General features: G+C 68.2%; 26 protein-coding genes, 1 tRNA gene and 1 riboswitch. Of the genes, 9 read left to right on the forward strand and 18 right to left on the reverse strand.

Annotation, left to right across the window (positions count from 1 at the left end; genetic code table 11):
- From gcvT to AAW00_RS10960, 4 genes are all read right to left on the reverse strand, one after another.
- Positions 1 to 1146: a glycine cleavage system aminomethyltransferase GcvT gene (gene gcvT, locus AAW00_RS10950; RefSeq protein WP_082125024.1), complete on the reverse strand. Its 1146-nt coding sequence runs from the start codon at positions 1144 to 1146 to the stop codon at positions 1 to 3.
- 155 nt (positions 1147 to 1301) lie between these two features.
- A riboswitch (glycine riboswitch) is annotated at positions 1302 to 1392 on the reverse strand.
- A gap of 93 nt (positions 1393 to 1485) precedes the next feature.
- Complete coding sequence (locus AAW00_RS10955) at positions 1486 to 3606, reverse strand: malate synthase G (protein WP_241461712.1); 2121 nt, start codon at positions 3604 to 3606, stop codon at positions 1486 to 1488.
- A gap of 13 nt (positions 3607 to 3619) precedes the next feature.
- Positions 3620 to 3772, reverse strand: coding sequence for a hypothetical protein (locus tag AAW00_RS15250; protein ID WP_169747307.1), 153 nt, complete (start codon positions 3770 to 3772; stop codon positions 3620 to 3622).
- A gap of 52 nt (positions 3773 to 3824) precedes the next feature.
- A complete protein-coding gene (locus AAW00_RS10960; RefSeq protein ID WP_082125025.1) occupies positions 3825 to 5420 on the reverse strand; it encodes an isocitrate lyase in 1596 nt (531 codons plus the stop codon).
- Positions 5421 to 5579: 159 nt separating this feature from the next.
- On the opposite strand from AAW00_RS10960, the gene AAW00_RS10965 reads away from it, so the two are divergent.
- Positions 5580 to 6953: a helix-turn-helix domain-containing protein gene (locus tag AAW00_RS10965; RefSeq protein ID WP_420911628.1), complete on the forward strand. Its 1374-nt coding sequence runs from the start codon at positions 5580 to 5582 to the stop codon at positions 6951 to 6953.
- Position 6954: 1 nt separating this feature from the next.
- Here AAW00_RS10965 and AAW00_RS10970 read toward each other — a convergent pair whose 3' ends face one another.
- The 7 genes from AAW00_RS10970 to AAW00_RS10995 form a co-directional block, all read right to left on the reverse strand.
- On the reverse strand, positions 6955 to 7692 hold the full coding sequence (locus AAW00_RS10970) for a 3'(2'),5'-bisphosphate nucleotidase CysQ (RefSeq protein ID WP_047004329.1): 738 nt from the start codon (positions 7690 to 7692) through the stop codon (positions 6955 to 6957).
- Entirely contained in the window at positions 7689 to 9623 is a 1935-nt protein-coding gene (gene cysN / locus AAW00_RS10975) for a sulfate adenylyltransferase subunit CysN (RefSeq protein WP_047004330.1), read from the reverse strand. Before cysN ends, AAW00_RS10970 begins: the two co-directional genes overlap by 4 nt.
- Complete coding sequence (gene cysD / locus AAW00_RS10980; RefSeq protein ID WP_047004331.1) at positions 9623 to 10537, reverse strand: sulfate adenylyltransferase subunit CysD; 915 nt, start codon at positions 10535 to 10537, stop codon at positions 9623 to 9625. The genes cysN and cysD overlap by 1 nt, the downstream gene beginning before the upstream one ends.
- Positions 10538 to 10666: 129 nt before the next feature.
- The gene (locus AAW00_RS14675; protein WP_082125026.1) at positions 10667 to 10789 is read right to left on the reverse strand and encodes a DUF2474 domain-containing protein; all 123 of its coding nucleotides are present in this window, start codon (positions 10787 to 10789) and stop codon (positions 10667 to 10669) included.
- Positions 10789 to 11796 carry a cytochrome d ubiquinol oxidase subunit II gene (gene cydB / locus AAW00_RS10985; RefSeq protein ID WP_047004332.1) on the reverse strand — a complete coding sequence of 336 codons (1008 nt, stop codon included), beginning with the start codon at positions 11794 to 11796 and terminating at the stop codon, positions 10789 to 10791. The genes AAW00_RS14675 and cydB overlap by 1 nt, the downstream gene beginning before the upstream one ends.
- Positions 11796 to 13241: a cytochrome ubiquinol oxidase subunit I gene (locus AAW00_RS10990; RefSeq protein ID WP_047004333.1), complete on the reverse strand. Its 1446-nt coding sequence runs from the start codon at positions 13239 to 13241 to the stop codon at positions 11796 to 11798. Before AAW00_RS10990 ends, cydB begins: the two co-directional genes overlap by 1 nt.
- A gap of 71 nt (positions 13242 to 13312) precedes the next feature.
- A complete protein-coding gene (locus tag AAW00_RS10995) occupies positions 13313 to 15124 on the reverse strand; it encodes a SulP family inorganic anion transporter (protein WP_082125027.1) in 1812 nt (603 codons plus the stop codon).
- 220 nt (positions 15125 to 15344) lie between these two features.
- Here AAW00_RS10995 and AAW00_RS11000 point away from each other — a divergent pair, with 220 nt between their 5' ends.
- On the forward strand, positions 15345 to 16106 hold the full coding sequence (locus AAW00_RS11000) for an exonuclease domain-containing protein (RefSeq protein WP_047004334.1): 762 nt from the start codon (positions 15345 to 15347) through the stop codon (positions 16104 to 16106).
- 113 nt (positions 16107 to 16219) lie between these two features.
- Here AAW00_RS11000 and AAW00_RS11005 read toward each other — a convergent pair.
- Positions 16220 to 16311: transfer RNA gene (locus AAW00_RS11005), tRNA-Ser, on the reverse strand.
- A gap of 234 nt (positions 16312 to 16545) precedes the next feature.
- On the opposite strand from AAW00_RS11005, the gene AAW00_RS11010 reads away from it, so the two are divergent.
- From AAW00_RS11010 to AAW00_RS11020, 3 genes are all read left to right on the forward strand, one after another.
- The gene (locus AAW00_RS11010; RefSeq protein WP_047004335.1) at positions 16546 to 17361 is read left to right on the forward strand and encodes a DUF1134 domain-containing protein; all 816 of its coding nucleotides are present in this window, start codon (positions 16546 to 16548) and stop codon (positions 17359 to 17361) included.
- A 62-nt stretch (positions 17362 to 17423) separates the two neighbouring features.
- Positions 17424 to 18599 (forward strand): amino acid aminotransferase, encoded by a 1176-nt coding sequence (locus AAW00_RS11015; protein ID WP_047004610.1) that lies wholly within the window; start codon positions 17424 to 17426, stop codon positions 18597 to 18599.
- Between the two features lie 90 nt (positions 18600 to 18689).
- Positions 18690 to 18941 (forward strand): hypothetical protein, encoded by a 252-nt coding sequence (locus tag AAW00_RS11020; RefSeq protein WP_047004336.1) that lies wholly within the window; start codon positions 18690 to 18692, stop codon positions 18939 to 18941.
- Between the two features lie 13 nt (positions 18942 to 18954).
- On the opposite strand, the gene AAW00_RS11025 is transcribed toward AAW00_RS11020, so the two are convergent.
- From AAW00_RS11025 to AAW00_RS11050, 6 genes are read right to left on the reverse strand one after another with little or no spacing between them, the layout of a single operon-like run.
- Positions 18955 to 19575, reverse strand: coding sequence for a riboflavin synthase (locus tag AAW00_RS11025; RefSeq protein WP_047004337.1), 621 nt, complete (start codon positions 19573 to 19575; stop codon positions 18955 to 18957).
- 10 nt (positions 19576 to 19585) lie between these two features.
- Positions 19586 to 20560, reverse strand: coding sequence for a bifunctional diaminohydroxyphosphoribosylaminopyrimidine deaminase/5-amino-6-(5-phosphoribosylamino)uracil reductase RibD (ribD, locus tag AAW00_RS11030; RefSeq protein WP_420911629.1), 975 nt, complete (start codon positions 20558 to 20560; stop codon positions 19586 to 19588).
- A complete protein-coding gene (locus AAW00_RS11035) occupies positions 20544 to 21011 on the reverse strand; it encodes a hypothetical protein (protein WP_047004338.1) in 468 nt (155 codons plus the stop codon). The genes ribD and AAW00_RS11035 overlap by 17 nt, the downstream gene beginning before the upstream one ends.
- Positions 21012 to 21067: 56 nt before the next feature.
- On the reverse strand, positions 21068 to 21808 hold the full coding sequence (locus AAW00_RS11040; protein WP_047004339.1) for a M48 family metallopeptidase: 741 nt from the start codon (positions 21806 to 21808) through the stop codon (positions 21068 to 21070).
- Positions 21809 to 21818: 10 nt separating this feature from the next.
- Positions 21819 to 22265 (reverse strand): YcgN family cysteine cluster protein, encoded by a 447-nt coding sequence (locus AAW00_RS11045; protein WP_047004340.1) that lies wholly within the window; start codon positions 22263 to 22265, stop codon positions 21819 to 21821.
- Positions 22253 to 22861 (reverse strand): SCO family protein, encoded by a 609-nt coding sequence (locus tag AAW00_RS11050; protein ID WP_047004341.1) that lies wholly within the window; start codon positions 22859 to 22861, stop codon positions 22253 to 22255. Before AAW00_RS11050 ends, AAW00_RS11045 begins: the two co-directional genes overlap by 13 nt.
- Positions 22862 to 22954: 93 nt before the next feature.
- Here AAW00_RS11050 and AAW00_RS11055 point away from each other — a divergent pair, with 93 nt between their 5' ends.
- Genes AAW00_RS11055 through feoB form a run of 4 tightly spaced genes read left to right on the forward strand, consistent with a single transcriptional unit; the run spans position 22955 to position 26382 of the window.
- Positions 22955 to 23575, forward strand: a complete 621-nt coding sequence (locus tag AAW00_RS11055; RefSeq protein WP_241461716.1) for an ankyrin repeat domain-containing protein — start codon at positions 22955 to 22957, stop codon at positions 23573 to 23575.
- A complete protein-coding gene (locus tag AAW00_RS11060) occupies positions 23575 to 24237 on the forward strand; it encodes a COQ9 family protein (protein WP_047004342.1) in 663 nt (220 codons plus the stop codon). Before AAW00_RS11055 ends, AAW00_RS11060 begins: the two co-directional genes overlap by 1 nt.
- A 58-nt stretch (positions 24238 to 24295) precedes the next feature.
- Positions 24296 to 24538 (forward strand): FeoA family protein, encoded by a 243-nt coding sequence (locus AAW00_RS11065; RefSeq protein ID WP_047004343.1) that lies wholly within the window; start codon positions 24296 to 24298, stop codon positions 24536 to 24538.
- A complete protein-coding gene (feoB, locus tag AAW00_RS11070; protein ID WP_047004344.1) occupies positions 24535 to 26382 on the forward strand; it encodes a ferrous iron transporter B in 1848 nt (615 codons plus the stop codon). Before AAW00_RS11065 ends, feoB begins: the two co-directional genes overlap by 4 nt.
- Positions 26383 to 26397: the final 15 nt, after the last annotated feature.

Genomic DNA, 26397 nt, shown 5'->3' on the forward strand with positions numbered 1-26397 from the left:
TCAGGCTCCTTTGCGATGATAGTTGTGCGGGACGAAGGGAAGGGGGACGACGCGGGCGGGCAGGTGCTTGCCGCGGACCTCGCAGGTGAGATCGGACCCCTGCGCGGCGCTCGCCGCGTCGACATAGGCCATGGCGATCGGATAGCCGAGCGTGGGCGAGAAGCCGCCGCTGGTGACCGTGCCTACCTTGATGTCGCCCGAATAGACATCCGCCCCCTCGCGCGCGGGGAGACGTCCTTCGAGCGCCAAGCCCACGAGCTTGCGGCCCGTGCCCTCGGCGATCTCGCGGCGGATCCGCTCGCAGCCTGGGAACCCGCCGCCGGTGTCGGCGCGGCGGCGCTTGTTGATGCCGAACACCAGCCCCGCCTCGATGGGCGAGGTCTCGGGCGAGAGGTCGTGGCCGTAGAGCGGCAGGCCCGCCTCGAGCCGCAGGCTGTCGCGCGCGCCGAGGCCGATGGGCTGGACCTCGGGCTGGTCGAGCAACAGGCTGGCCACGCGCGCCACCTCGGCAGCGGGGACGGAGATCTCGAAGCCGTCCTCGCCGGTGTAGCCCGAGCGACTGATCCAGGCGGGCACGCCATCGATGGCGAATTCCCCACCGCGCATGAAGGTGAGCGCGGAAAAGTCGCCTTCGGTAACGCGGGCCAGCGCCGTCGCGGCTTCCGGACCCTGCAGGGCGAGGAGCGCGCTGTCCTCCAGGTGGTTCAGCGAGACCTCGTCGGGCAGATGTTCGCGCAAGGTGGCGATGTCGTCCCACTTGGTCGCGCCGTTGACGACGAGGTAGAAACCCGTGCCCCAGCGCGTCACCATCAGGTCGTCGAGCACGCCGCCGTTCTCGTCGAGCAGCAGCGAATAGCGCACCTGGCCCACTGTCATGGTCGACAGGTCGATGGGCAGCACGGCCTCCAATGCCGCCTCCGCGCCCTCTCCGCTGACGTAGAGCTGGCCCATGTGGGAGACATCGAACAGGCCCGCGTGGGTCCGCGTCCAGTTATGCTCGGCCACGATGCCGCCGTGCTCGCCGGCGTACTGGATCGGCATCTCGTAGCCCGCGAAGGGCACCATGCGGGCGCCGAGGTCGCGATGCCAGGCGTCGAGCGGCAGCGTTGCGGGCGGGGCTTCGATATCGGTTTGGGGATCGCTCAAGACAGGCTCCGGCACGGGTCGGCCATGACCGGTTGCCGGCCACGTTCACCATGCCCCCTCTGTCGCTGGGACCTGAGAGATTCCGGCGCTGCCGGGGCCGCGCCTTACTCCGTCGGTGGCCGCCCTTGCGAGGCGACGCTTTCCAGAGCGTCCGTTCCAGTCGCGCGGTCCGGTGACCTGAGAGTTTCCGGGGCGGTTGCTCCTTCGGTGCCTGCCGTTGCGGACAGGCTCTCCCGCGCTGCTGCCGAGCGATTGCGCGCTCACCAGACCGCGCCGCTCTGCTGGAAACCGCCGAACCGGTCAATCGCAATTCGTCGGCTCGTGTCTATCCTGCGTGGCCTAGCTCGCTTTTGCCCGCTGCCGCCAGGCGTGGAGCAGGGGCTCGGTGTAGCCGCTCGGCTGCTCGCAGGCCTGCATGACCAGCGCCCGCGCCGCGCGGTAGGCGGGCGAGCGATCCTCGCGCCCCGCCATCGGCAGGTAGGCCGGATCGCCGAAGTTCTGCGCGTCAACCTTGGCCGCCATGCGCGCCAGCGCCGCATCGACCTCGCGCTCGCCGACGAGGCCGTGCAGCAGCCAGTTGCCGACGTGCTGGCTGGCGATCCGGAGCGTCGCGCGGTCTTCCATCAGCCCGACGTCGGCGAGGTCGGGCACCTTGGAACAGCCCACGCCCTGCTCGACCCAGCGCACCACGTAGCCGAGGATGGCCTGCAGGTTGGTGTCGAGTTCGTGCGCGATGGTCTCGTTCGACAGCGTCTCGTCGCCCAGCAGCGGCACCGTGAGCAGGTCGGCCAGCGGCGCGGGCGTCTCCCCCATGCGCGCCGCCTGCGCCTCGGCTACCGACACCTGATGATAGTGCATGGCGTGGAGCGTTGCGGCGGTGGGCGAGGGCACCCAGGCCGTGCTCGCGCCGCTGTTCGGGTGGGCGACTTTCTGCTCGAGCATGGCCTGCATCCGGTCGGGCGCGGCCCACATGCCCTTGCCGATCTGCGCCCTGCCCGCGAACCCGCAGGCGAGCCCGACCTGCACGTTGCGCGCTTCGTAGGCGGCGATCCAAGTGGCCTGCTTGATCCGCTCCTTGGGCAGCACCGGGCCGGCTAGCATGGAAGTGTGAATCTCGTCGCCCGTCCGGTCGAGGAAGCCGGTGTTGATGAAGAAGATGCGGTCCCTGACGGCATGGATGCAGGCGGCGAGGTTGGCGCTGGTGCGCCGCTCCTCGTCCATCACGCCGATTTTCACCGTGTGGCGCGGCAGGCCGAGCATGTCCTCGACGGCGTCGAACAGGTCATTGGCAAAGGCGCATTCATCCGGCCCGTGCATCTTGGGTTTCACGATGTAGATCGCGCCCGTCGCGCTGTTGCGCCCCCGGTCGTGCATGGCGGCGAGGCAGGTGATGGCGGCATCGCACAGCCCCTCGAAAGCCTCGCTGCCATCGGGCAGCAGCACGGCGGGCGTGGTCATCAGGTGGCCGACATTGCGGACAAGCAGCAGCGCGCGGCCCTTCAGCGTCAGGTCGCTGCCGTCCGTGGCGGTCCATTCGCGGTCGCCCTCCAACCGGCGCGTCATGGTGCGCCCGCCCTTGGTGAAACTCGCCTCCAGCGTGCCCTGCATCAGACCGAGCCAGTTGCGGTAGGCCGCGACCTTGTCCTCGGCGTCGACGGCGGCGACCGAGTCCTCGAGGTCGACGATGGTTGATAGCGCGCTCTCCAGGCGCACGTCGGCCAGCCCCGCCGGATGCGCCGCGCCGATGGGGTGGTTGCGGTCGACAATGAGTTCGATGTGGAGGCCGTTGCTCGCCAGCAGCAGGTCCGGCCCGCGCATGCCGCGCAGCTGCGAAGGGTCGGCAAGCGCGGGCGCGCCGCCCTGCCAATCGGCCCAGCAACCTTCGGCCAGCGGACAGGCCGCCTCGAGGAAATGCCGGGCCGCGGCGACGACCCGCGCTCCGCGTGTCGCGTCATAGGGCCCGGTGGGCGGCACCTGGCCGTCCAGAGCATCGGTGCCGTAAAGGGCGTCGTATAGACTGCCCCAGCGAGCATTGGCGGCGTTGAGCAGGAAGCGGGCGTTGAGCACCGGGACCACGAGCTGCGGCCCGGCAATCTCCGCGATCTCGGGATCGACGCCCACGGTGCCGATCCGGAACGGCGCGGGTTCGGGCACGAGATAGCCAATCTCGCGCAGGAACGCCTCGGGCGCACCCGAGCCGGCTTCGGGATTGGCTCGGTGCCATTCGTCGATCTGCGCCTGCAAGTTGTCGCGGCGGGCGAGCAGGGCGCGGTTGATCGGCGTGAAATGCCCGTGCAGCGCGGCGAAGCCTTGCCAGAAGGCTTCCGCCGCAACGCCGGAGCCGGGCAGCGCCTCCTCCTCCACAAACTCGGCGAGCGGGGCGGCGACGGCGAGCCCGGCGCGCTCGACGTAGCCCGCTGCCGTCATGTCGTCCCGAAGGGTCGGTGCCGCGCTCGCCATCAGCTTACCTCCCTCAGCCGATCCGGCCGAGACGGTGATGCAGGTTCGCCATGCGCGAATTGTCCGTATCATCGGGATTGTTGCGGACGAATTCGGCCAGCGCCCGGCGCAGCAGGGGGAAATCCTGCTTGGCGAAGACGGGGCGGGACATCGTAGGTTCGGTCATCGTCTTTCTCCTTGGTTCGGTACTCAGGCCGCAAACTGGTTCCCCGCGGCCATCAGGCCGCAAATTGATTCATCGTGTTGTGCTCGCCGCCGGCCTTGAGGGCCGCTTCGCCGGCAAAGGCTTCCTTGTGGTCGTCGCCGATGTCGGAGCCGGCCATGTTCTGGTGCCGCACGCAGGCGATGCCCTGGCGGATCTCCTCGCGCTGCACCTGCTTGACGTAGCCGAGCATGCCTTCCTCGCCGAAGTAGCGCTTCGCCAGGTTGTCGGTGCTGAGCGCCGCGGTGTGGTAGGTCGGCAGGGTAATGAGGTGGTGGAAGATTCCCGCCCGCTTCGCCGCATCGGCCTGGAAGGTGCGGATGCGCTCGTCGGCTTCCTTGCCCAGCTCGCTGTCATCGTAGTGCTGGCTCATCAGACGCTCGCGGTCGTACAGCGTCATGTCGCGGCCCTCCGCGGCCCAGGCGTCGAACACCTGCTGGCGGAAGTTCAGCGTCCAGTTGAAGCTGGGCGAATTGTTGTAGACGAGCTTGGCGTTCGGCACGACCTCGCGGATGCGGTCGACCATGCCGGCAATCTGTTCGATGTGCGGCTTCTCGGTCTCGATCCACAGCAGGTCCGCGCCGTTCTGCAGGCTGGTGATGCAGTCGAGCACGCAGCGGTCCTCGCCGGTGCCGGGGCGGAACTGGTAGAGGTTCGAGGGCAGGCGCCGGGGGCGCAGCAGCCTGCCCTCGCGGCTGACAAGCACCTCTCCCGTACCGATGTCAGCCGGATCGACCTCCTCGCAATCGAGGAAGGCGTTGTACTGGTCGCCGAGGTCGCCCGGTTCGCGGATAAAGGCGATCTGCTTGGTCAGACCGGCGCCCAGCGAATCGGTGCGAGCGACGATGATCCCGTCCTCGACACCCAGTTCGAGGAAGGCGTAACGGATGGCGCGGATCTTCTGCAGGAAGTCCTCGTGCGGCACGGTGACCTTGCCATCCTGGTGGCCGCACTGCTTCTCGTCGGACACCTGGTTCTCGACCTGGATGGCGCAGGCCCCGGCCTCGATCATTTTCTTGGCGAGCAGGTAGGTCGCCTCGGCATTGCCGAAGCCCGCGTCGATATCGGCGATGATCGGCACGACGTGGGTCTGGTGCTCGTCGATCTGGCGCAACAGGCGGTGGGTCGCGACGGCATCGCCCGCGGCCTTGGCGGCATCGAGCTCGCGGAACAGGCCGCCCAGCTCGCGCGCATCGGCCTGGCGCAGGAAGGTGTATAGCTCGCCGATGAGGGCGGGCACGCTCGTCTTCTCGTGCATCGACTGGTCGGGCAGCGGGCCGAACTCGCTGCGCAGCGCGGCGATCATCCAGCCCGAGAGATAGAGGTAGCGGCCCTTGGTGGTGCCGAAATGCTTCTTGATGGCGATCATCTTCTGCTGCCCGATGAACCCGTGCCAGCAGCCCAGCGACTGGGTGTAGGCGGCCGGGTCCGCATCGTAGGCGGCCATGTCGGCGCGCATGATTTTGGCGGTGTAGCGGGCGATGTCGAGCCCGGTGGGAAAGCGGTTCTGCACTTTCATCCGCGCGGCGACGTGCGGATCGATGCCCGCCATGCTGGCACCGGGCCGCTCGATAGCCTGCTGCATCCGGTTGATGGTGTGAGCGTAAGTCATGGTCGTGGTATCCCGTCTGGAGTGCGACGGCCCTGATGCCCTGCGAGGCGCGGGCCGGGAATCGCTGCCGGTGTGATCTTGTCAAACCTTACAAGGTCTGCTTGTAAAATTGTAAAGTCGTGAGCGGAGGCGAGTGCGATGGCCGTAAAGCCTAGTTACATGGGGCCGCGCCTCAAGCGCATTCGCCGCGATCTCTCGCTTACGCAGGCCAAGATGGCAGAGGATCTCGACGTCTCGCCCAGCTACATCGCGCTGATGGAGCGCAACCAGCGCCCGGTCACCGCCGATCTCCTGCTGCGGCTGGCGCGCACCTATGCCGTCGATCTCGCCGATCTCGCGGGCGGAGAGGACGAGGAGGCCGCGGCGCGGATGCAGGCGGCGCTGCGCAACCCGCTGTTCGCCGACATCGACCTGCCAGCGCTCGACGTCGCCGATATCGCGACCAGCTACCCGGGCTTTGCCGAGGCTTTCCTGCGCCTCGACCTGGCTCATTCGGAGGAGCAGCTGGCACTTGCCGAACGTGCCGGAGAGGACGGCGAACCGGCCATGGGGGCCAGCGACCCCGTGGCCGAGGCGCGCGCGTTTCTCGCCGCGCGGCGCAACAGCTTTCCCCTGCTCGACGCCAGTGCCGCCGCCGTCGCCGCCGACGGGGCGGACGCGCGCTCCCTCTCCGATCGCATTGCCGAACGCCACGGCCTCAGGGTGGAGATTGCCGACGAGGCGCTGATGCGCGGGGCGCTGCGCTATCACGACTATCACCGCCGCCGCATCATGATCCACGAAGGGCTCGAACCCGCCTCGCGCGCGTTCCAGCTCGCGCTGCAACTGGCCGTGCTCGAACAGTCGCAACCCATCGAGGATCTGCTGGCCGAGGGGCGCTTTTCCGGCGAGGACGCGCGGTTGCTCGCGCGCCGGGCGCTGCAAAGCTACTGGGCGGCGGCGCTGCTGATGCCCTTCGATGCCTTTGCCCGGGCGGCGAGGCAGCTGCGTTACGACATCGCCTTGCTCGCTGCGCGCTTTGCCGTCAGTTTCGAGCAGGCGGCGCACCGGCTGACGACCCTGCAGCGTCCGGGATCGGACGCGGTGCCGTTCTTCTTCCTGCGCATCGACCGCGCGGGCAACGTGTCCAAGCGCTTGGACGGGGCGGGCTTTCCCTTTGCCGCGCATGGCGGGCGCTGCCCCTTGTGGAACATTCACCATGCCTTCGACCGGCCGGGGTGCATCGACGTCCAGCGGGTCGAACTTCCCGACGGCGAGCGTTATCTGTCCATCGCGCGTACGGTGGAGGCGGGCGGGCTGACCTGGAACGGCCCGCGCACCACCCGCGCCGTCGCCCTCGTCTGCCGGGCCGCCGATGCGCCGCGGCTGGTCTATGGCGACGGACTGAAGGAAGGGGCGGAGCCGATCGGGCTCGCCTGTCGCATCTGCCATCGCCCGCGTTGCATCGCCCGATCGGCGCCGCCGGTAGGGCGCGAACTGCTGCCCAACCGCTTCAAGGACGCGGGCCTGCCCTTCGCCTTCGTGGGAGAATAGGTCAGCCGATACCGGCGAGCGCCGCGAAAACGGCCTCGGCGTGCTCCTTGCGGCAGACCAGCAGGTCGGGGACGTAGGTATCGCGCCGGTTGTAGACGAGCGGGCTGCCGTCGATGCGGCTGGCGTGGAGCCCATGCGCCAGCGCCACGGCGGCAGGGGCGCAATTGTCCCATTCGTACTGCCCGCCGGAATGCAGGTAGATGTCCGCCTGCCCGAGCACCACCGCCATCGCCTTGGCCCCGGCGCTGCCCATCGGCACGAGCTCGGCGCCGAGCGCCCCGGCCACGGCCAGCGCCTCGGCTGCGGGCCGCGTGCGGCTGACGACCATGCGCAGGGTTTCGGGCGCGGGCGGGACGGCAAGAGGTCGGTCGGAGCGCAGCACGGTGCCGAGGCCCGGGAGCGCCACCGCGCCCACGCTCGGCACGCCATCCTCCGCCAGCCCGACATGCACCGCCCAGTCGCTGCGCGCCTCGCCGTATTCGCGCGTGCCGTCGACGGGATCGACGATCCAGCAGCGCGCCTTGCCGAGCCGCGCCTCTGTATCCTTGCTCTCCTCGCTCAGCAGCCCGTCCTCGGGGCGTTGCCGGGTGAGGGCATGGACGAGGAACTGGTTGGCCGTCTCGTCCCCTGCCTTGCCGAGCGCCTTTCCCTCGAACATCCCGCTCGCACGCAGTTCGAGCAGGATGCGCCCCGCAACTTCGGCGAGGTGGGCGGCGAGCTCGGCGTCGGTCAGGGTCATTTCAGCGGGAGAATATGGCGCACGATGTGCTCGGCGGCTTCTTCTGCGGTCATCGCTACGGTGTTGACGGTGATTTCCGGTGCCTCGGGCGGCTCGTATGGGCTGTCGATACCGGTGAAGTTCTTGAGCGCGCCCGACCGCGCCTTCCTGTACAGCCCCTTCACGTCGCGCGCTTCGGCCACCTCCAGCGGGGTATCGACGAAGATCTCGACGAACTCGTGGTCCGCCAGCATCTCGCGCACCATCGCCCGCTCGGCGCGGAAGGGGCTAATGAAGGCGGTGAGGACGATAAGGCCGGCATCGGTCATCAGCTTCGCCACCTCGCCCACGCGGCGGATGTTCTCGATGCGGTCGGCCTCGGTGAAGCCCAGGTCCTTGTTCAGCCCGTGGCGCACGTTGTCGCCGTCGAGCAGGAAGGTGTGGCGGTTCATCAGCGCGAGGCGCTTTTCCACCTCGTTGGCGATGGTTGACTTGCCGGAGCCGGAAAGCCCGGTGAACCACAGCACGCGCGGCTGCTGGTTCTTGAGACTCGCGTGGTGTTCGCGGCCGATGTCAGTCGCCTGCCAGTGGACGTTCTGGCTGCGGCGCAGGCTGAACTTGAGCATCCCGGCAGCGACTGTGGCGTTGGTGATCTTGTCGACGAGGATGAAGCCGCCCAAGGTGCGGCTCTTGTCGTAAGGCTCGAACACCAGCGGCTTGTCGGCGAAGACCTCGGCGACACCGATGTCGTTGAGGCCGAGGGTCTTGGCGGCGAGCTGGTCCATCGTATTCACATCGACGCGGTATTTCGGCTGCTGCACCGTGGCGCTGACGGTCTGCGTGCCGAGCTTCAGCCAGTAGCCGCGTCCTACCGAAAGGTCGTCGTCCGCCAGCCACACGATCGTCGCCTCGAACTGGTCGGCCACCTCGGGCGGCGCATCGGCGGCGGCGATGACGGAGCCGCGCGAGCAATCGACCTCGTCGGCCAGCGTCAGCGTGACCGACTGCCCGGCGACGGCCTCGTCCAGATCGCCGTCCATCGTCACCACCCGCGCGACGGTGCTGGTGCGCCCGCCCGGCAGCACGCGCACCGCGGCACCCGGCTTCACGCTACCACCGGCGATCAGTCCGGCGAATCCGCGAAAGTCGAGGTTGGGACGGTTGACCCACTGCACCGGCAGGCGGAAGGGCTTGTCAGCTTCGATCTGGGACAACACCTCGACGCTCTCGAGATGCTCGACGAGGCTTGGCCCACGATACCACGGCGTGTTCGCGCTGGGCGCGCCGTCGGCCTTGGGGGTGATGTTGTCGCCCTTGAACCCGCTGATGGGAATGGCGGTGAAGCTCTCGATGCCGATGCTCCTGGCGAACGCGGCATAGTCGGCAACGATAGAGTCGAAGACCTGCTGGTCGTAGTCCACCAGGTCCATCTTGTTCACCGCCAGCACCACGTTGCGGATGCCGATGAGTTGGCACAGGTAGCTGTGCCGCCGCGTCTGCACGAGCACGCCCTTCCTCGCATCGACGAGAATGACGGCGAGGTCCGCCGTGCTCGCGCCGGTCACCATGTTGCGCGTGTACTGCTCGTGCCCCGGGCAATCGGCGACGATGAACTTGCGTTTCTCCGTCGTGAAGAAACGGTAGGCGACGTCGATGGTGATGCCCTGCTCGCGCTCGGCGGCGAGGCCGTCGACCAGCAATGCGAAATCGATCTCCTGCCCTTGCGTGCCGACCCGCTTGCTGTCGGCGGAAAGCGCGTCGAGCTGGTCCTCGAAAATCATCTTGCTGTCGTAGAGCAGCCGTCCGATCAGCGTGGACTTGCCATCGTCCACGCTGCCGCAGGTGATGAAGCGCAGCATGGTCTTGTGCTGGTGCGTGTCGAGATAGGCATCGATGTCCTCGGCGATGAGGGCATCGGTCTCGTAGACGGACGGGGCCGGGTGGTCGGCCATCAGAAATAGCCCTCCTGCTTCTTCTTCTCCATGCCCGCACCACCCGCATCCTTGTCGATCACGCGGCCCTGCCGCTCGCTGGTGGTGGTGAGGAGGGTTTCCTGGATGACCTCTGAAAGCGTCGACGCCTCGCTCTCCACCGCGCCGGTCAGCGGGAAGCAGCCCAGCGTGCGGAAGCGGACGGAGCGGGTGGTGATCTCGGGCAGCGTGCCCATGGCCTGCTCCAGCCGCTCGAGGTCGTCGGCCATGAAAAGCCCGCCCTCGTACTCGTAGGTCGGGCGCGGGGCGGCGAAGTAGAGCGGGACGATCTCGATGTTCTCCAGCTGGATGTATTGCCACACGTCGAGCTCGGTCCAGTTGGAGATCGGAAAGACGCGGATGGACTCACCCTTGTTCTTGCGCGCGTTGTAGAAGTTCCACAGCTCGGGCCGCTGGTTCTTGGGGTCCCAGCCGTGACTGGCGGTGCGGAAGGAAAAGATGCGCTCCTTGGCGCGGCTCTTCTCCTCGTCGCGCCGCGCGCCGCCGAAAGCCGCGTCGAAACCGTGCAGCGTCAGCGCCTGCTTCAACCCTTCCGTCTTCCACATGTCGGTGTGAAGAGCGCCATGCTGGAAGGGGTTGATGCCCTGCGCCTCTGCCTCCGGGTTGCGGTAGACCAGCAGTTCCATGCCGGCATCGCGCGCGGCCTTTTCGCGCAAGGCATACATGTCGCGGAATTTCCACGTGGTATCGACGTGCAGCAAGGGGAAGGGCGGAGGCGAGGGGTGAAAGGCCTTCCTCGCCAGATGCAGCATCACCGCCGAATCCTTGCCGATCGAATAGAGCATGACCGGCCGCTCCGCCTCGGCCACGACCTCGCGCATGATGTGGATGGCCTCGGCCTCGAGGCGCTGAAGATGGGTAAGCGGTGCGGTCATGGACGTGCCTTCGAATTTTCCCGCGCATTGGCCGCGAGCGGGCGGGCCGTGCAAGCGAGTTAAACTTGACCCGGGCGTAGCGGACGAAGGCGCGGACGGGAATGCCCGGGGCAGCGATCGGCTACCGGGTCAGCTCCCGAGCCAAAACCGGATGACCCAGGCGACACAACCCAGCACGGTAACGCTGGCGAGCCATATCGCGGCCATCCAGCCCAATCTTCGCAACAGCGGGCGCTCCTCCCGCCCGTCCATCAGTGATACCCCTCGTCCGCCACCTTGCCGCGAAACACCCAGTAGGCCCAGGCGGTGTAGGCGATGATGAGCGGCATGGTGATCGCCACTCCGACCAGCATGAAGGCCTGGCTGCGATGGGGCGCGGCGGCATCCCAGATGGTCAGGTCCGGCGGCACGACGTAGGGCCACATCGTCACGCCGAGGCCCGCCATGCCGAGAAAGAACAGCCCGATCGAGAGCCAGAACGGCTTGCTGTGCCGCTCAACCGACAGCGCCCGCAGCAGCGCCAGCGCGACGAGGCCGGTCAGGATCGGCACCGGCGCGGCGAACCAGATCTCCGGCGCGGTCAGCCAGCGCTCGGCGTAGTCGGCGTTGAGGAAGACGTTGTAGAGGCTGACTCCGCCCATCAGCACCAGCGTGGCCCAGGCCGCGCGCTTGCCCAGCCAGCGGGCGTGGTGCTGGCTTTCGCCGTCGAGCTTCCACACCAGCCACGTCGCGCCGAGCAGGGCATAGCCCGCCACCGTGCCGAGCCCGGTCAAGAGGGTGTAGGGAGTCAGCCAGTCGAACCAGCTCCCGGCATAGGCGCGGTCCACGACCTCGATGCCTTGCAACAGCGCGCCCAGCGTCATGCCCTGCGCCATCGCCGCCACCAGCGATCCGCCGGTGAAGGCCGCGTCCCAGAACCGGCGGTGACCGGGATCGCGCCAGCGATACTCGAAGGCGACGCCGCGAAACACCAGGCCGAGCAGCATGGCGATGATCAGCGGATAGGTCGCCGGCAGCACCACGGCATAGGCCAGCGGGAAGGCCGCGAACAGGCCGCCGCCGCCCAGCACCAGCCAGGTCTCGTTGCCGTCCCAGACGGGCGCGATCGAATTCATCGCGCGGTCGCGCTCCGGCCCGACCGCGAAGGTCGGAAAAAGGATGCCTATGCCGAGATCGAACCCGTCCATCACCACATAGGCGAAGACGGCAAAGGCGATGATGAAGGCCCAGATGGTCGTGAGATCGACGGCCAGGTCCATCACTCCGCATCCTCTTTGCGGCGCGGCAGGACATCGGAATCGCCGGGGTTCTGCGTCGGCCCCGGCGTGATGCCGGCGGTGCGGATGGGGCCTGTATCGCCGCGCTTCACCCCGGTCTCGCCGGCGTGCGGAGGCTTTGCCATCAGGTGCAGGATGTACCAGACACCCGCACCGAAAACGAAGAAGTAGACGACGACGAAGGCCAGCAGCGAAGCGGCGACGGCAGGCGCGTCGAGCGGGCTGGCGGCATCGGCGGTGCGCAGCAGGTTGTAGATGACATAGGGCTGTCGCCCCACCTCGGTGGTGATCCACCCGGCGATGACGGCGACGAACCCGCTCGGCGCCATGACCAGCGCGGCGCGGTGCAGCAGGCGCCAGTCGTAGAGCTTGCGCCGGAACCGCGCCAGCAGGCTCCACGCGCCGAGGCCGAGCATGGCGAAGCCGATGCCGACCATCACGCGGAACGACCAGAAGACGATGCCGACCGGCGGCTCCTCGTCGTCGGGAATGGTGTCGAGCCCGGCCAGCGGCGCATGGAGATCGTGCTTGAGGATGAGCGAGGAGAGATTGGGAATCTCGACGGCGTAATCGACCCGCTTCTCCGCGCTGTTGGGGATGCCAAACAGGATCAGCGGCGCACCGTCGGGGTGGCTCTCGAAATGCCCCTCCATCGCCATGACCTTTTGCGGCTGGTGCTCCAGCGTGTTGAGCCCGTGCGCATCGCCCAGCGCAATCTGCACCGGTGCGACCAGCGCGGCCATCCACATCGCCATCGAGAACATGGTGCGCGCGTGCACGTTGCCGCGGTCGCGCAGCAGGTGCCAGGCGCCCACTCCGCCCACAACGAAGGCGACCGTCAGGTAGGAGGCGGTGACCGTGTGCATCAGGCGGTAGGGGAAGCTGGGATTGAAGACGATCGCCCACCAGCTCGGTCCGGGCAGGAACTGGCCGTTCGCCCCCATCTCGAAGCCGGTGGGCGTGTGCATCCAGCTGTTGACCGAGAGGATCCACGTCGCCGAAATCAGCGTGCCCAGCGCCACCATGCAGGTCGCGGCGAAATGCAGCCGCTTGCCCACCTTGTTCATGCCGAACAGCATCACGCCGAGGAAGCCCGCCTCGAGGAAGAAGGCGGTCAGCACCTCGTAGGCCATCAACGGCCCGATCACCGGGCCCGCCCTGTCGCTGAAGTCCGACCAATTGGTGCCGAACTGGTAGCTCATCACGATGCCCGAGACGACGCCCATGGCAAAAGCGATGGCGAAGATCTTGAGCCAGTATTTGAACAGGTCGAGATAGCGTTGCTGGCCGGTTTTCAGCCACAGCCCTTCGAGCACCGCGAGGTAGCTCGCCAGCCCGATCGAGAACGACGGAAAGATGAAGTGGAAGCTGACGGTGAAGGCAAACTGGATGCGCGCCAGCACGATGGCATCGAGGTGCTCGAACATGGCGCTCCCTTACCTCATGGCCGCACAGACGGCGATTGCGTTGATTGCAATGCCGGTTGCGCGCGGCGACATCAGATCATCCCGCGCGCGGCATCGGCCACCGGCTCGTCGGGCACGGCGGCCAGCACGCGGAAGGCGCGGTCCTGCGACAGGAAGACCCGGCCGCCCAGTTCCTCGATGAAGTGCGTGCGCCCCAGCCTGTCCATCACCGGCCCCTTCACTTCCGACAGGTGCAGCCCGATCCCCGCGTCCTTCAGCCGGTGGTCGATCGCCTCCAGGCTCTCCAGGCCCGAGGCATCGATCTCGTTCACCGCGCTGCACATCAGGATGACGTGCCGCACTTCCGGACGGTCGGCGACCTGTTCGAGCACGTATTCCTCCAGCCAACGGGCGTTGAGGTAGGTCAGGCTCTCGTCGATGCGGATCGACAGCACGTGGGGGACGGTGAAGACCCGGTGGCGCTCGACATTGCGGAAGTGCTCGGTTTCAGGGACGCGTCCGACGATGGCGGCATGCGGGCGGCTGGCCCGCCACAGGTACAGCAGCAGCCCGACGCCAACGCCCGCGATCACCCCCATCTCCACGCCCGCGAGCAGGGTGATGATGATCGTCGCCATGTGCGCTGCGAAATCGGCCTTGGAATAGGTCCACAACCGGCCCGGCGTCTTGAGATCGACCAGGCTGAGCACCGCGACGATGATCGTTGCGGCCAGCGTGGCGATAGGCAGGCTGTAGAGCAGCGGGGTGAGGAACAATCCCGCCAGCGCGATGCCGACCGCGGTATAGGCCCCGGCGGCGGGCGTCTCCGCCCCGGCATCGAAATTGACGACCGACCGGGCGAAGCCGCCGGTGACGGGATAGCCGCCCGACAGGGCGCTGGCGATGTTCGAGGCGCCGAGGCCGATCAGCTCCTGGTTGGGCGCGATGCGCTGGCGGCGCTTGGCGGCCAGCGTCTGGGCGACCGATACGCTCTCGACGAAACCGATGATCGAGATAAGCAGCGCGGGAACCCACAGCTGCTCGATCAGGGCGAGGTCGGTCGAGGGCAGGGCGAAAGGTGGCAGGCCCTGCGGAATGGCGCCCACCAGCTTCACGCCGCGCCCTTCCAGGTCGAAGGCGACGGCAGCGGCGATCGTCACGGCCACCGCGACGACCGGCCCGGCCTTGGCGGCGATGTCGGCGGCGCGCGGGGCGAGGCCGAGCCCTACCAGCGCGGGCTTCAGGCCCTTGCGTACCCAGAACAGGAACAGCGTCGCGGGGATGCCGATGGCGAGCGTCCAGGGATTGACCGTGCCCGCTGCCCTCGCCAGTCCGCCCAGCATCGCCGGCCAGGTCTCGCCGCCCGCCGTCACGCCGAGAATGTGCTTCACCTGGCTCGTCGCGATCAGCACGCCGCTTGCGGTGATGAAGCCGCTGATGACCGGGTGGGACAGCAGGTTGGCGAGGAAGCCGAGCCGCAGCACGCCGAGCACCACCAGCATGATGCCCGACAGCGCGGCCAGCGTGATCGCCGCTTCGAGGTACAAGGCGGTGCCCTGCGCGGCTACCGCTCCGGCGGCGCTCGCCGTCATCAGCGACACCACCGCCACCGGTCCGACCGCCAGCGTGCGGCTGGTGCCGAACACGGCGTAGGCGACCAGCGGCAGGATCGAGGCGTAAAGACCGACGACGGGCGGGAGCCCCGCGAGCAAGGCATAGGCAAGGCTTTGCGGGATCAGCATGATCGTGACGATGAGCGCCGCGACCAGGTCGTTCGTCAGCACTGACCCGTTGTAGGTGCGGCCCCAGTCGAGGATGGGCAGGTACTGCGCCAGCAGCCCCGGCTTGCGGGTGCGCGGCAGGCCGGACGGCGCCTCGGCCGCCTTGCGAATGCCGTCGGTCATAGTCGGGCTGCAGTCCTCATTCGCGATTCCACCATCCATTCGCACCCCTTGCGTGTCGCTCGCCGTACACAAACGCCGCGGGCTCAATCTCGAGAGCCCAAGAAGCCTTGGAGACTAATTGTCCTGATAGGCCAATCCGGCAAGAATCTTCGTTGCGCTTTGAGAGTGGTTGCCGCGAGAGGTGCGTGCAGATCGCGGGATCAATGCTTATCTAACGTCGATGCCAGCCGCGAACCGAATCCGCGTTATCGACCTTGAAACTACCGGTTCGAGTCCGCCTGCCCATTCTGTCTGCGAAATCGGTTGGCAGGATGTCGTGCTGGGCGCCGATGGGCAATGGACGCTCGATGCCGCAGCCAATGGAGCGCGCTTCGTCGATCCGGGCCGACCGATCCCTCCCGTAACGATGGCCGTGCACCATATTCTGGACGAACACGTCCGTGGCGCCCCCTTCTGGCAGGATATTGCGCCTTCGATCCTTCGACCGGAAGAAGGCGTCGTCGCACTCGCGGCGCATCGCGCATCATTTGAACAGCGTTTTTGCACGCCGAAGCTGTCGGGCGGCGCACGCTGGATCTGCACGTGGAAGTGCGCGCTGCGGCTGTGGCCCGACAGTCCGGGATTCTCGAACCAGGTGTTGCGTTACTGGCGCATGCCGGAAGGCCTTGACCAGCCGACCGGCCTGCCGGTTCACCGTGCCTTTCCCGATGCCTACGTGACGGCACATCATCTGCGCGATCAGCTCAACAAGGCCGGTCTCGAGACCTTGCTGGCGTGGAGCGCCCAGCCAGGCCTGCTTCCCCGCGTGCCCTATGGATCCGACCGGGGACGCTACTGGCGCGAGCTCGATGACGATACCTTGCGAAATTATACGACGGACCGGAATGAGGATGTCCGATTCTCCGCCCAAGGGGAAATCGAAAGTCGACAAGGGGCTCGTCCTGCGCCTGGCGAACCACCGGCCCAGGGTGAGCTTCTTTAATCGCGAGCTACTGGACGCATGGGTGTGCTGGCTTCGTCAAACCGGCCCAGCTGATCGTCGCACAACGAATTTCTCGGATTGCGCCTTACGACAGCGAAAGAGGAATCGGGTGGTGGCGGAGACGGAGGGATTCGAACCCTCGATACCCCGATAGAGGTATGGTTCCTTAGCAGGGAACTGGTTTCAGCCACTCACCCACGTCTCCGGACCCAGCGGCAGGACCGGCGCTATAACGAGGGGGGCGGTGCGCTTCAAGGGCGGAAAGGCGGCACGGGGCGAAACTCCGCCGCCGCCCCTGCGGACTCGCTTCGCCGCAAAATGGATTCGCCCTGCCGCCTATTCATTGCCGCTTCAGCCGCCGGGGATTCTTCTTGCCGCGAGGACGTTTGGCCTGTTCCGGTCCGGTTTTTCGGAAGCGGCGGGCGAGGAAGGGACGGGCATGATCACGGGTTTGACCAACAGGTTTCGCAAGGGCGCGCTGGGCGCTTTCGTGCCGCTTCTCGCCATGATTGCAGTGCCTGCGGCGGCGCAGCAGATGGAGACGGTCGATCCGGACGTCGCGATCGACGGCGACCTGATGGATTCGCCGGGCCGGCAGGATACGCCCGCCAGCCAGACCATCGGCGGCGCCTGGGAAGGCGGATATGCCGAGGGCGAGCCGAGCGCGCGCTACGAAACACCGCAGGAGCAGGTGCTCGATCTGCCGCCGGAGGAGTACAGCGAGGCCGCCACAGTCGCCGCGACCGAAACGCCCGCCGACACCGCGCCGCAGACCACCTACGCCGAGGACGACCTGATCGGTGCCGCCGAAGGCCTGTTCGGACGCGGGGCGGAGGGTCTTGCGCGGCTGATCCAGGACATTCTCGCCGAACAGGGCGAGCCCAACGGCTATATCGTCGGGCGCGAGGGTGGGGGTGCGTTCGTGCTGGGCGTACGCTACGGTTCGGGCACGCTCTACCATGCGATCGAAGGGAACATGCCCGTCTACTGGACTGGCCCTTCCATCGGCGCGGACGTGGGCGCGAACGCGGGCAATACCTTCGTGCTGGTCTACAACCTCAACGACACCGACGACCTCTACGAACGCTTCCCGGCGGGCGAGGGCGCGGCCTACCTGGTGGGCGGATTCAACGCCAGCTACGTGCGCAAGGGCAATATCGTGCTGATTCCGATCCGCGTGGGCGCAGGGCTCAGGCTCGGCATCAACGCGGGCTACCTGCGCTTCTCGCGCAACCAGCGCTGGCTGCCGTTCTAGCTTTCAGGCGGGAAAGACGCTTCATCTTGCCCTGAGAGGGGCGGGGCGGCATGGACCGCGCCATGCTGGACCGACTCGACCAACAAGCCCCCGACGCGCTGCTGGCGCTCATCAAGCTCCACGATGCCGACCCGCGGGCCGACAAGATCGACCTCGGCGTGGGCGTCTACAAGACCGCCGACGGCGCGACCCCGGTATTCGCCGCCATCAAGGGCGCGGAACAGCGGCTGGTCGATAGCCAGAACAGCAAGTCCTACCTCGGCCCCGAAGGCGACATGGGCTTCGTCCGCGCGCTCGAGCCGCACGTGTTCGGCGAGGAGCGACCCGGCGACGGGCGGCTCGACGGAATGCAGACGCCGGGCGGCACGGGCGCGGTGCGCCTCGCCCTGGCATTGGCCAAGAAAGCCGACGTCACCCGCGTCTTCATGGGCGTGCCGAGCTGGCCCAACCACGCGCAGATCCTCGCCGACGTGGGCCTGCAGGCGGTCGCCTTCGAGCATGCCACCAGCGATGGCGCGGCCAACATGGCGGCCCTGCGCGAGGTGCTGGCAAACGCGGGGCAGGGCGATGCGCTGCTGCTGCACGGCTGTTGCCACAACCCGACCGGCGTCGACTACACCCCCGCCGAGTGGGACGAAATCGCCGGACTGCTGGCCGATAGCCCGGTGCTGCCGGTCATCGACCTTGCCTACCAGGGCCTGGGTGACGGCATGGACGAGGATGCCTACGGCCTGCGCGCCGTGGCCGCGCGCGTGCCCGAGCTGCTGGTGGCCTACAGCTGCGACAAGAACTTCGGCCTCTATCGCGACCGCGTGGGCGCCTTCTGGGTGCAGAGCGCGAGCGCCGAGGTGACCGCGCGCGCCATCAGCAACGCCGCAGCGCTGGCGCGGGCCAACTGGTCCATGCCGCCTGACCACGGCGGTGCGGCGGTGCGCGTGGTGCTGAAGGATGCCGGACTGACGCAGCAATGGCAGGACGAGCTCAAGTCCATGCGCGAGCGGATCGGCGCGGTGCGCGCCAAGCTGGCCGCATCGAGCAATGCGGGCGGTGTCGACCTCACCCCGCTCGGCCGGCAGAAGGGCATGTTCGCCATGCTGCCCGTCGACAAGGACCAGGTGCAGCGCCTGCGCGACGATCACGGCGTCTACATGGCGGGTTCGGGGCGCATCAACGTGGCGGGGCTCACCGAGGCCAACGTCGAGCAGTTCGTCGCGGCGCTGGCGGACGTGACGGGCTGACGCAAACGCCTGCGGCCGCGTTCCAAAACGGTGCTTGCCCCGGCGGCCCGCGCCCGTAATGTCGCACGCAGGGATACTGGGAGGACCGCGGTGAACGATCCATCGCATATCGACTACGGCGCGCTCGTGGGCTGGACCGGCTCGCTGAGCGGAGAGCGCGTGACCCTGCGGTTGCAGAGCGTGACCCGGCCCCCTCCGCACACCGAGGACGACGTGCACGCGCATGTCTACATGCTCGATACCAACCAGGCGGCGCAGCTGGCGAACTACCTCCTAAAGATGTGCGACCTGTCGCCGCCGGACAGGGTCAATCGCGGCTTGCTGGCGCGCCTGTTCGGCTGAGGCGCCTGCGTGCCTAGCCTGCCCGCAGCATCTGCATCCGGTGCAGGTAGCGGGCGATGGCATCGACCTCCAGGTTGATCTCGGCGCCCTGGCCGAGACCGCCAAGCGTCGTCGCCTCGGCCGTGTGCGGGATGATGTTGAGCATGAAGCGCACCGCGCCGTTCGGCTGGTCGTGGACGGAATTGACCGTCAGCGAGACGCCGTCGACGCAAATCGAACCCTTTTCGGCGATGAACGGCGCGAGCGCGGCGGGTGCTTCGATCGTGACTTCCTCCGAATCGCCGACCGGCTGCCAGTCGACCACGCGGCCCACGGCATCGACGTGGCCGGTGACGATGTGCCCGCCCAACTCGTCGCCGATGCGCAGCGAGGGTTCGAGGTTGAGCTCGCGCCCTTCGGTCCACATCCCGCGCGCGGTGCGCGAGACGGTTTCGCCCGAGACGTCGACACTGAAGTGCGCCTCTCCCTTGGTGCCGCCGCGATCGATCACAGTCAGGCACACGCCCGAGCAGGCGATGCTCGCGCCGATGGCGATGGCGGCGGGGTCGAAGGGGCAGTCGATGCGCAGGCGCAGGTCGCCGCGCTGCTCGACCTGGCCGATGGTGCCGATGGCGACGGTGATGCCGGTGAACATGGCCTGCGCCCTAGCGTGTCCGGCGATGGATTTCGAGAGTGTCCGGGCCGAATGTCCGCGTGTCTTCACGAACCCAGCGCCCGTGTGCCTCCACCAGACTTGAAAGGCCGATATCGCCGACACCCGGCCTGCCGCCGCCGATCACGATGGGCGCGCGGTAGATCAGCAGGCGATCGACGAGGTCGGCGTGCAGGAAGGCCGCCGCCGCGCCCGCGCCGCCCTCGACGAAGAGATAGCGCACGTTCCCCATCGCGGCGAGATCCTTCGGCGCGGCGAGAGCCCGCCAGCCCTCGGGCGCGGCTCCGCGGGTGAGCACCCACCGTTCCGGCGCGCGGGTTTCGAGGCCCGGCAGGCGCACGTCGAGGCGGGGCGCGTCGGCGCGCAGGGTCTCGCCGCCGACGAGGATCGCGTCGGCCCGCGCCCGTTCGCGGTGCACGTGATTGCGCGCCGCTTCGCCGGTGATCCACTTGCTCTCGCCGTTCGCGGCGGCAATGCAGCCGTCGAGCGAGAGTGCGAGCTTGAGCGTCACGTGCGGACGGCCCAGAGTCAGCGCGGCTTCGTGGCCGGCAAGGCCGAGCCCGGCGGCATCCCGCCCCGCCTCGGCGACCTCGATGCCCGCCTCGCGCAGCCGCGTTATCCCCGCGCCGCCGGTGCGCGGATCGGGGTCGGCCATGCCGACGACCACGCGGGCAAGGCCTGCCGCCGTTGCCAGGTCGGCGCAGGCCGGGCCGCGCTCGGAGCGGTGGGCGCAGGGCTCCAGCGTGACGTAGAGCGTGCCGCCGCGCGCCTTCTCCCCGGCCATTGCCAGCGCGGCCGCCTCCGCGTGCGGCCTGCCGCCGGGCCGGGTCCAACCGCGCCCGGCGACCACGCCGTTCTTCACGACCACAGCGCCGACGCCTGGATTCGGCCGGGCCAGCGGGCGCGCGCGCTCGGCCAGCGCCGCGGCCGCCGCAAGCCAGCGCGCATCCTCAGCCGGCAGCGGCAAGCGCGCAGTATTCCTCGATGGAGAGCGCCAGTTCCTCGGGCGAGGGACCCTCGGCATTAGCGGCCTCGGCGGCGCGCTGGGCCTCCGCCTCGCGCTGGATTTCCTCGACGTCGACGAAAGTCGCGCGGCCCAGCGCTGCGTAAATCTCGCGTTTGCGCTCCTCGCTTTCGGCGATGGCCAGCGCGATCTCGTCCTGCAGTTCCTGGTTCGCGCAGTTGGAGGCGACGATCTCCGGATCGGAGCGACCGTCGGCAAAGGTCGAGATGTAGATCAGGTCCGGCCGCTCGGGATTGGCCGGCGTACTTTCGGGGATGAACAGCATGAACACGGCAAAGGTCGCGGCGCAGGCGACGCCCAGGATCTGCCAGCGGTGCGGGGTCGGCTGGCGCCAGTTCTCGGCAAAATCGCCGACCGCCCGCCGGGGCGAGATGCTGCGGAAGAAGTCTCTCATGCCCGCCAAGATAGGCCGCTGGCGGCACTTGCGCCAGTAGGACGAACGGACCCGTCTCAGCCGAACATGGCGTAGAGCGAGCGGCCCTGCTGTTTCAGCCAGTCGTCGGCCGCCTCGAGATTGCCTTCGTAGAGCCGCGCGAGCAGGTCGTGGAAGGCGGGCGAGTGATCGAAATGGACGAGGTGGGCGACCTCGTGCGCGACCACCGACCGGCGCACGTGGTCGGGCGCCATCACCAGCCGCCAGTTGAGGCGGATGCGGCGCACCTCGGCCTCGCCCACGTGCCCGGAGCACGAGCCCCAGCGCCGCTGGGCGCGGGTCAGGCGCAGATCGGGAAGCGGGTGATGGATGCGCGCGCAATAGTCGGCGAGGTCCTCGGCGGCGAGCCGCAGCGCCTCGCCTTCCAGCCAGCGTTGCAGCCGGGTTGGAAGGCTTTCCTGCGGGCCGCCGATGGTCAGCCCATCGCCCTCGCGCACGACCTTGCGCAGGGCTCCGGCGTCCCAGCGAACGGTGAGGTCCTCGCCCCGGTAGGGCACGCTCGCCCCGTCGCCGATCGGGCGGGCCTCGACCATCTTGGCGAGCTGGCCCGCAATCCACTCGCGCCGCGCCTCGGCAAAGGCGATCGCATCCAGCGTGCGGCCCCAGCGCGGCAGGGTGACGCGCAACTCGCTGCCGTCGGGGGCGAGGCGCATGGTCAGCCGCCGGGCGCGGGCGTGGCGGCGGATGGCGATGGGCAGGGTGCGGCCCGCGACCTCCACGCTGGGCTCGCGTATCTCCTTGCGCAGCCAGTCGATCACGCCGGCCTCCTCAAAGGGTGTCGTCCCATTCGGTCAGGTGGTGTTCGAGGGGGCCTGCCACCGTCTCGCTGATGCAGCGCCCGGCCACGCTCGCGCCAGCCTCCAGCATGGCATCGTGATTGCCGGTGAGCAGGTAATGCCAGCCCGGCAGCGGCTTGTCCTGCGCGCGGCGGATATAGGCGCAGCTTTTTGGCAGCCACGGCACCTCCTTCACCAGCCGCGGGGTGAGGCGCAGGCAATCGGGGACGAAGGCCTTGCGGTGGCGATAGTCGCGGCAGCGCGCGGTGCCCGTGTCGAGCAGCTTGCAGGCGACGTTGGTTTCCAGAATTTCGCCGGTGTCCTCGTCCTCCAGCTTGTGCAGGCAACACTTGCCGCAGCCGTCGCACAGCGCCTCCCACTCCTCGCGGGTCAGCGCATCCAGCGGCAGCTCCCAGAAGCGGTCCCTCAGCGCACCCACTTTTCCAGCTCCGCCGCTACCGCCTCAGGCGATTGCTCGACCGGCACCAGCGCCATCGGCTGCCCCTCGCGGTCGACGAGATAGCCGATGCTGGGGTGCTGGATGTCGTAATCGCCGCCTTCCACCACAGGGTCAATCTTCTGATGGGTGAAGAAGAAGGCCGCCGCCGCCGCCTCGGTCTGCTCGGGCGTGCCGCGCAAGCCGATCAGACGATCGGAAAAGGCGTTGGTGTATTCGGCAATCTTTTCGGGCGTGTCGCGCTCGGGATCGACGGTGACGAAGATCGGCTGCACGTCCGCGGCAAGGTCCGGGTGTTCCTCAGCAAACAAATCGTAACCGCGCATCATGCGCTGCATGTCGAACGGGCAGACGTTGGGGCAGTAGGTGTAGCCGAAATAGACGAGCTGGTACTTGCCCGCGAAATCGGTGTTGGAGACCGGCCTGCCCCGGGTGTCGGAGAGCGTGTATGCGCCCGTCAGGGCGCTGCCGTAGAGCGGGGCGTCGGCCGTCGCTCCACCGCCGTCGCAGGCGGCGAGGGACAGCGAGGCCGCAAGCGCGAGGGCGAGCGGGGCGAAGCGAATTCCACGTGCGGGCATGACGCGGCGTTCATGCTCTGCTAACGGGCTCAAGGCAAGGAGCGAAGCCTGCAAGGCAGGGGCTTTCGCGCAGATTCTGACAGGAGAGAGCAGGTGATCGCAACACCGCTTCGCAACATCATCACCCTTTTCGTGGCGCTGGCCGGCCTGGCGGTCGCGGTGCCCGCCTCGGCGCAGTTCCTCTCAACAAGCGCGGAGTTCCTGAAGGCGGTGGAGGATCGCGACGGTTCCAAGGCGACCGAACTGCTCAACGCGCCGGGCACGACCGTGGTCAACGCCCGCGACATCACCAACGGCCAGACCGGCCTGCATCTCACCGTCGACCGGCGCGACCTGACCTGGACGCGCTGGCTGCTGCAGGAAGGGGCCAACCCCAATATCGCCGACAATCGCGGCCGTACCCCGCTGATCGCCGCGGCGGAGATCGGCTTCCTCGAAGGCGTGCAGGCGCTGATCGACGGCGGCGCGCGCGTCGATGTCGCCAACCAGACCGGCGAGACCCCGCTGATCGCCGCGGTCCATGCGCGCAACACGCAGCTCTTGGAAATCCTCATCCGTGCCGGGGCCGATCCCGACTGGGCCGACAACACCGGGCGCAGCGCGCGCGAATATGCCGCCATGCGCGGGGTGCCGCCGCGCGTGCTCTCGATCATCGAATCCGCCGAGAGCAGCGGCACTGTGGGCGAGACGCGCACCTACGGTCCGGTGTTCTGATGGTAGCGGTTGCCGCCGACGCGACGCTGGACGAGATTCGCCTGGCGCTCGCCCCGGACATCGCGCTCGCCGCCATGTTCGACGGGTGGAGCGATGCGGCGCTGGTCTCGGCGGCGGAAGGCGCCGGGGTCGATCCCGACGTGGCGCGGCTGGCCTTTACCGACGGGCCGATGGACCTGATCGATGCCTGGGTCGCCTCGGTCGATGCGAGGATGACGGCGCACTTCGCCGACGGTCGCCTTTCCGCCATGCCCATCCGCGAGCGTATCCGTTCGCTGGTGTGGTTCCGGCTGGAGGCCATCGCCGGCCTAGAAGAATCGCTGGCCCGGGCGATGGCCGTGCAGACCATGCCGCAGAATATCGCCTCGGCGCTGAAGCAGGGCTGGTCGAGCGCCGACAAGATGTGGCGGCTCGCAGGCGACACCGCGACCGACTACAACCACTACACCAAGCGCGCGATCCTTTCCGGCATTTACGGGGCGACGCTGGCGGTGTGGAAGGACGACACGAGCGAGGGCAAGGCCGAAACCCGCGCCTTTCTCGATCGCCGCATCGAAGGCGTGATGAAATTCGAAAAGGCCAAGGCGCAACTGCTCGGCGGGGACCGCGAGCATTTCGACGTGGCGCGCTTTCTCGGCCGGTTGCGCTACCCGCAGAAATAACGCTTCCGCTTATTGCGAAGCAGTTGCAATTAGCGCTCCGCTCTGCCACGGCCACGCCGTGACCACGCTCGATACCCTGCCCCCGCTCAGCCGCGCCGAGATTCGCGATGTGGACTGGGCCTCTCTCGCCCCCGACGAGGGCAAGCGCCTGCGCGCACTCGGGCTCGATGCCGGTGCGCGGGTGGCCGTGGCGCATCGCGGCGTGTTCATGGGCAAGGACCCGATCGCGCTCATCATCGGGCGCACCACCGTGGCCGTGCGCCGCGCCCATGCCCGGGCCATGACGGTGGAGGTCCTGTGAGCCGCCTTCGCACCGCGGCGCTGGTCGGCAACCCGAATTCGGGCAAGAGCGCGCTGTTCAACGCGCTGACCGGCGCGCGGCAGAAGATTGCCAACTATCCCGGCGTCACCGTGGAGCGCAAGAGCGGGCGGATGCTGCTGCCGAGCGGCGAGCCGGTGGAGCTGGTCGACCTGCCCGGCTCCTACGCGCTCGATGCCGCCAGCCCGGACGAGGAGGTGACGCGCCGCGTCGTCATGGGCGATTTTCCCGGCGAGACCGCGCCCGAAACGCTGGTGATCGTCGTCGATGCCGCCAACCTGGAACAGCACCTCGTCTTCGCACAGGAACTGATCGCGCTGGGCCGCCCCACCGTGGTCGCGCTCAACATGGTCGACATGGCGGAGCGCGACGGGCTGGCGCTCGATGCCGATGCCTTGGCCGCGGCGCTGGGCGTGCCGGTCGTACCGACCGTTGCCGTGCGCCGCCGCGGGATCGAGGCGCTGGGCGAGGCGATGGACGTGGCCGAGCAGCAGGACCTCTCGCAGCGCCACCTCGTGCGCGACCTGACCCTGCCCGAGCGGCGGCTGGCGGCGCGTAACATCGCCAAGGGCGCGATCCTCGCGGAAACTGCGCAGCGCCGCTGGCACGCGCATCTCGACAAGGTGCTGCTGCATCCCTGGCTCGGCCCGCCGATCCTGTTCGCGCTGCTGTTCGTGATCTTCCAAGCCGTGTTCGCCTGGGCGACCCCCTTTGCCGATGCCATCGAGGCCGCGATCGCCGCGCTGATCGCCCTGGTTGAAGGCACATTGCCGGCCGGGATCGTGCGCGACTTCGTGACGCAGGGCGTGCTGACGGGCGTGGGCAGCGTCGTCGTGTTCCTGCCGCAGATCGTCATCCTCTTCGCCTTTATCCTGGCGATGGAGCAGACCGGCTACATGGCCCGCGCGGCCTTCATCATGGACCGCCTCATGGCGAGCGTCGGCCTGTCGGGCCGCAGTTTCATCCCGCTGCTCTCCAGCTTCGCCTGCGCCATCCCCGGCATCATGGCGACCCGCGCCATCGCCGATCCGAAGGACCGGCTGACGACCATCCTCATTGCCCCGCTGATGACCTGCTCGGCGCGGCTGCCGGTCTATGCCGTCATCATCGGGGCCTTCATTCCGGCGACCACCGTGGGACCGGGCGTGGGCCTGCAGGGGCTGGTGCTGTTCGCGCTCTATTTCGCCGGGATCGTCGGCGCGGTGCTGGCGGCGCTGGTGCTGCGGCGCACGGCCACCAAGGGCGCGGCGTCGGGCTTCATCATGGAGCTGCCTCGCTACCAGATGCCGCTGCTGCGCGACCTCGCGATCGGCCTGTGGCAGCGCGCCTGGGTCTTCCTGCGCCGCGCGGGCACCATCATCTTCACCGTTACCGTGGTGCTGTGGGTGCTGCTGAGCTTCCCGCAGGCGGGCCCCGGCGAGCGCCAGTCCGAGGTCAGCGTGGCGGGCCGGATCGCCAGCGGGCTGGAGGTCGTGGTCGAGCCGATCGGCTTCAACCACGAGATCGCCCTTTCGCTGATCCCGGCGATGGCCGCGCGCGAGGTCGCCGTCAGCGCGCTCGCCACCACCTATGCCGTCGACGCTGCGGACGAGGACGAGGCGGCCGCCGCGCTTGGGCCCCGGCTGGCCGGCGACTGGTCGCTCGCCACCGCGCTCGCCTTCCTCGCCTGGTTCGTCTTCGCCCCGCAGTGCCTTTCCACCATCGCCGTCGCCCGGCGCGAGACGAATGGGTGGAAATGGCCGCTGTTCATGGTGGCATACCTGTTCGCGCTCGCTTACATCTTCGCGGGAATCACATACTGGAGCGCGGTCGCGCTCGGATTTTAGCGAGAGGAACGGGAC

Origin of the sequence: Aurantiacibacter luteus (assembly GCF_001010945.1) — a bacterium.
Taxonomy (GTDB): Bacteria; Pseudomonadota; Alphaproteobacteria; order Sphingomonadales; family Sphingomonadaceae; genus Alteraurantiacibacter; species Alteraurantiacibacter luteus.

Bases quoted from the DNA above. Each gene is read 5' to 3' on its own strand.
- AAW00_RS10955 (WP_241461712.1), bottom strand. From the start codon at position 3,606: ATGGCGAGCGCGGCACCGACCCTTCGGGACGACATGACGGCAGCGGGC.
- AAW00_RS15250 (WP_169747307.1), bottom strand. From the start codon at position 3,772: ATGACCGAACCTACGATGTCCCGCCCCGTCTTCGCCAAGCAGGATTTC.
- AAW00_RS10960 (WP_082125025.1), bottom strand. From the start codon at position 5,420: ATGACTTACGCTCACACCATCAACCGGATGCAGCAGGCTATCGAGCGG.
- AAW00_RS10965 (WP_420911628.1), top strand. From the start codon at position 5,580: ATGGGGCCGCGCCTCAAGCGCATTCGCCGCGATCTCTCGCTTACGCAG.
- AAW00_RS10970 (WP_047004329.1), bottom strand. From the start codon at position 7,692: ATGACCCTGACCGACGCCGAGCTCGCCGCCCACCTCGCCGAAGTTGCG.
- cysN (WP_047004330.1), bottom strand. From the start codon at position 9,623: ATGGCCGACCACCCGGCCCCGTCCGTCTACGAGACCGATGCCCTCATC.
- cysD (WP_047004331.1), bottom strand. From the start codon at position 10,537: ATGACCGCACCGCTTACCCATCTTCAGCGCCTCGAGGCCGAGGCCATC.
- AAW00_RS14675 (WP_082125026.1), bottom strand. From the start codon at position 10,789: ATGGACGGGCGGGAGGAGCGCCCGCTGTTGCGAAGATTGGGCTGGATG.
- cydB (WP_047004332.1), bottom strand. From the start codon at position 11,796: ATGGACCTGGCCGTCGATCTCACGACCATCTGGGCCTTCATCATCGCC.
- AAW00_RS10990 (WP_047004333.1), bottom strand. From the start codon at position 13,241: ATGTTCGAGCACCTCGATGCCATCGTGCTGGCGCGCATCCAGTTTGCC.
- AAW00_RS10995 (WP_082125027.1), bottom strand. From the start codon at position 15,124: ATGACCGACGGCATTCGCAAGGCGGCCGAGGCGCCGTCCGGCCTGCCG.
- AAW00_RS11000 (WP_047004334.1), top strand. From the start codon at position 15,345: ATGCCAGCCGCGAACCGAATCCGCGTTATCGACCTTGAAACTACCGGT.
- AAW00_RS11010 (WP_047004335.1), top strand. From the start codon at position 16,546: ATGATCACGGGTTTGACCAACAGGTTTCGCAAGGGCGCGCTGGGCGCT.
- AAW00_RS11015 (WP_047004610.1), top strand. From the start codon at position 17,424: ATGCTGGACCGACTCGACCAACAAGCCCCCGACGCGCTGCTGGCGCTC.
- AAW00_RS11025 (WP_047004337.1), bottom strand. From the start codon at position 19,575: ATGTTCACCGGCATCACCGTCGCCATCGGCACCATCGGCCAGGTCGAG.
- AAW00_RS11035 (WP_047004338.1), bottom strand. From the start codon at position 21,011: ATGAGAGACTTCTTCCGCAGCATCTCGCCCCGGCGGGCGGTCGGCGAT.
- AAW00_RS11050 (WP_047004341.1), bottom strand. From the start codon at position 22,861: ATGCCCGCACGTGGAATTCGCTTCGCCCCGCTCGCCCTCGCGCTTGCG.
- AAW00_RS11060 (WP_047004342.1), top strand. From the start codon at position 23,575: ATGGTAGCGGTTGCCGCCGACGCGACGCTGGACGAGATTCGCCTGGCG.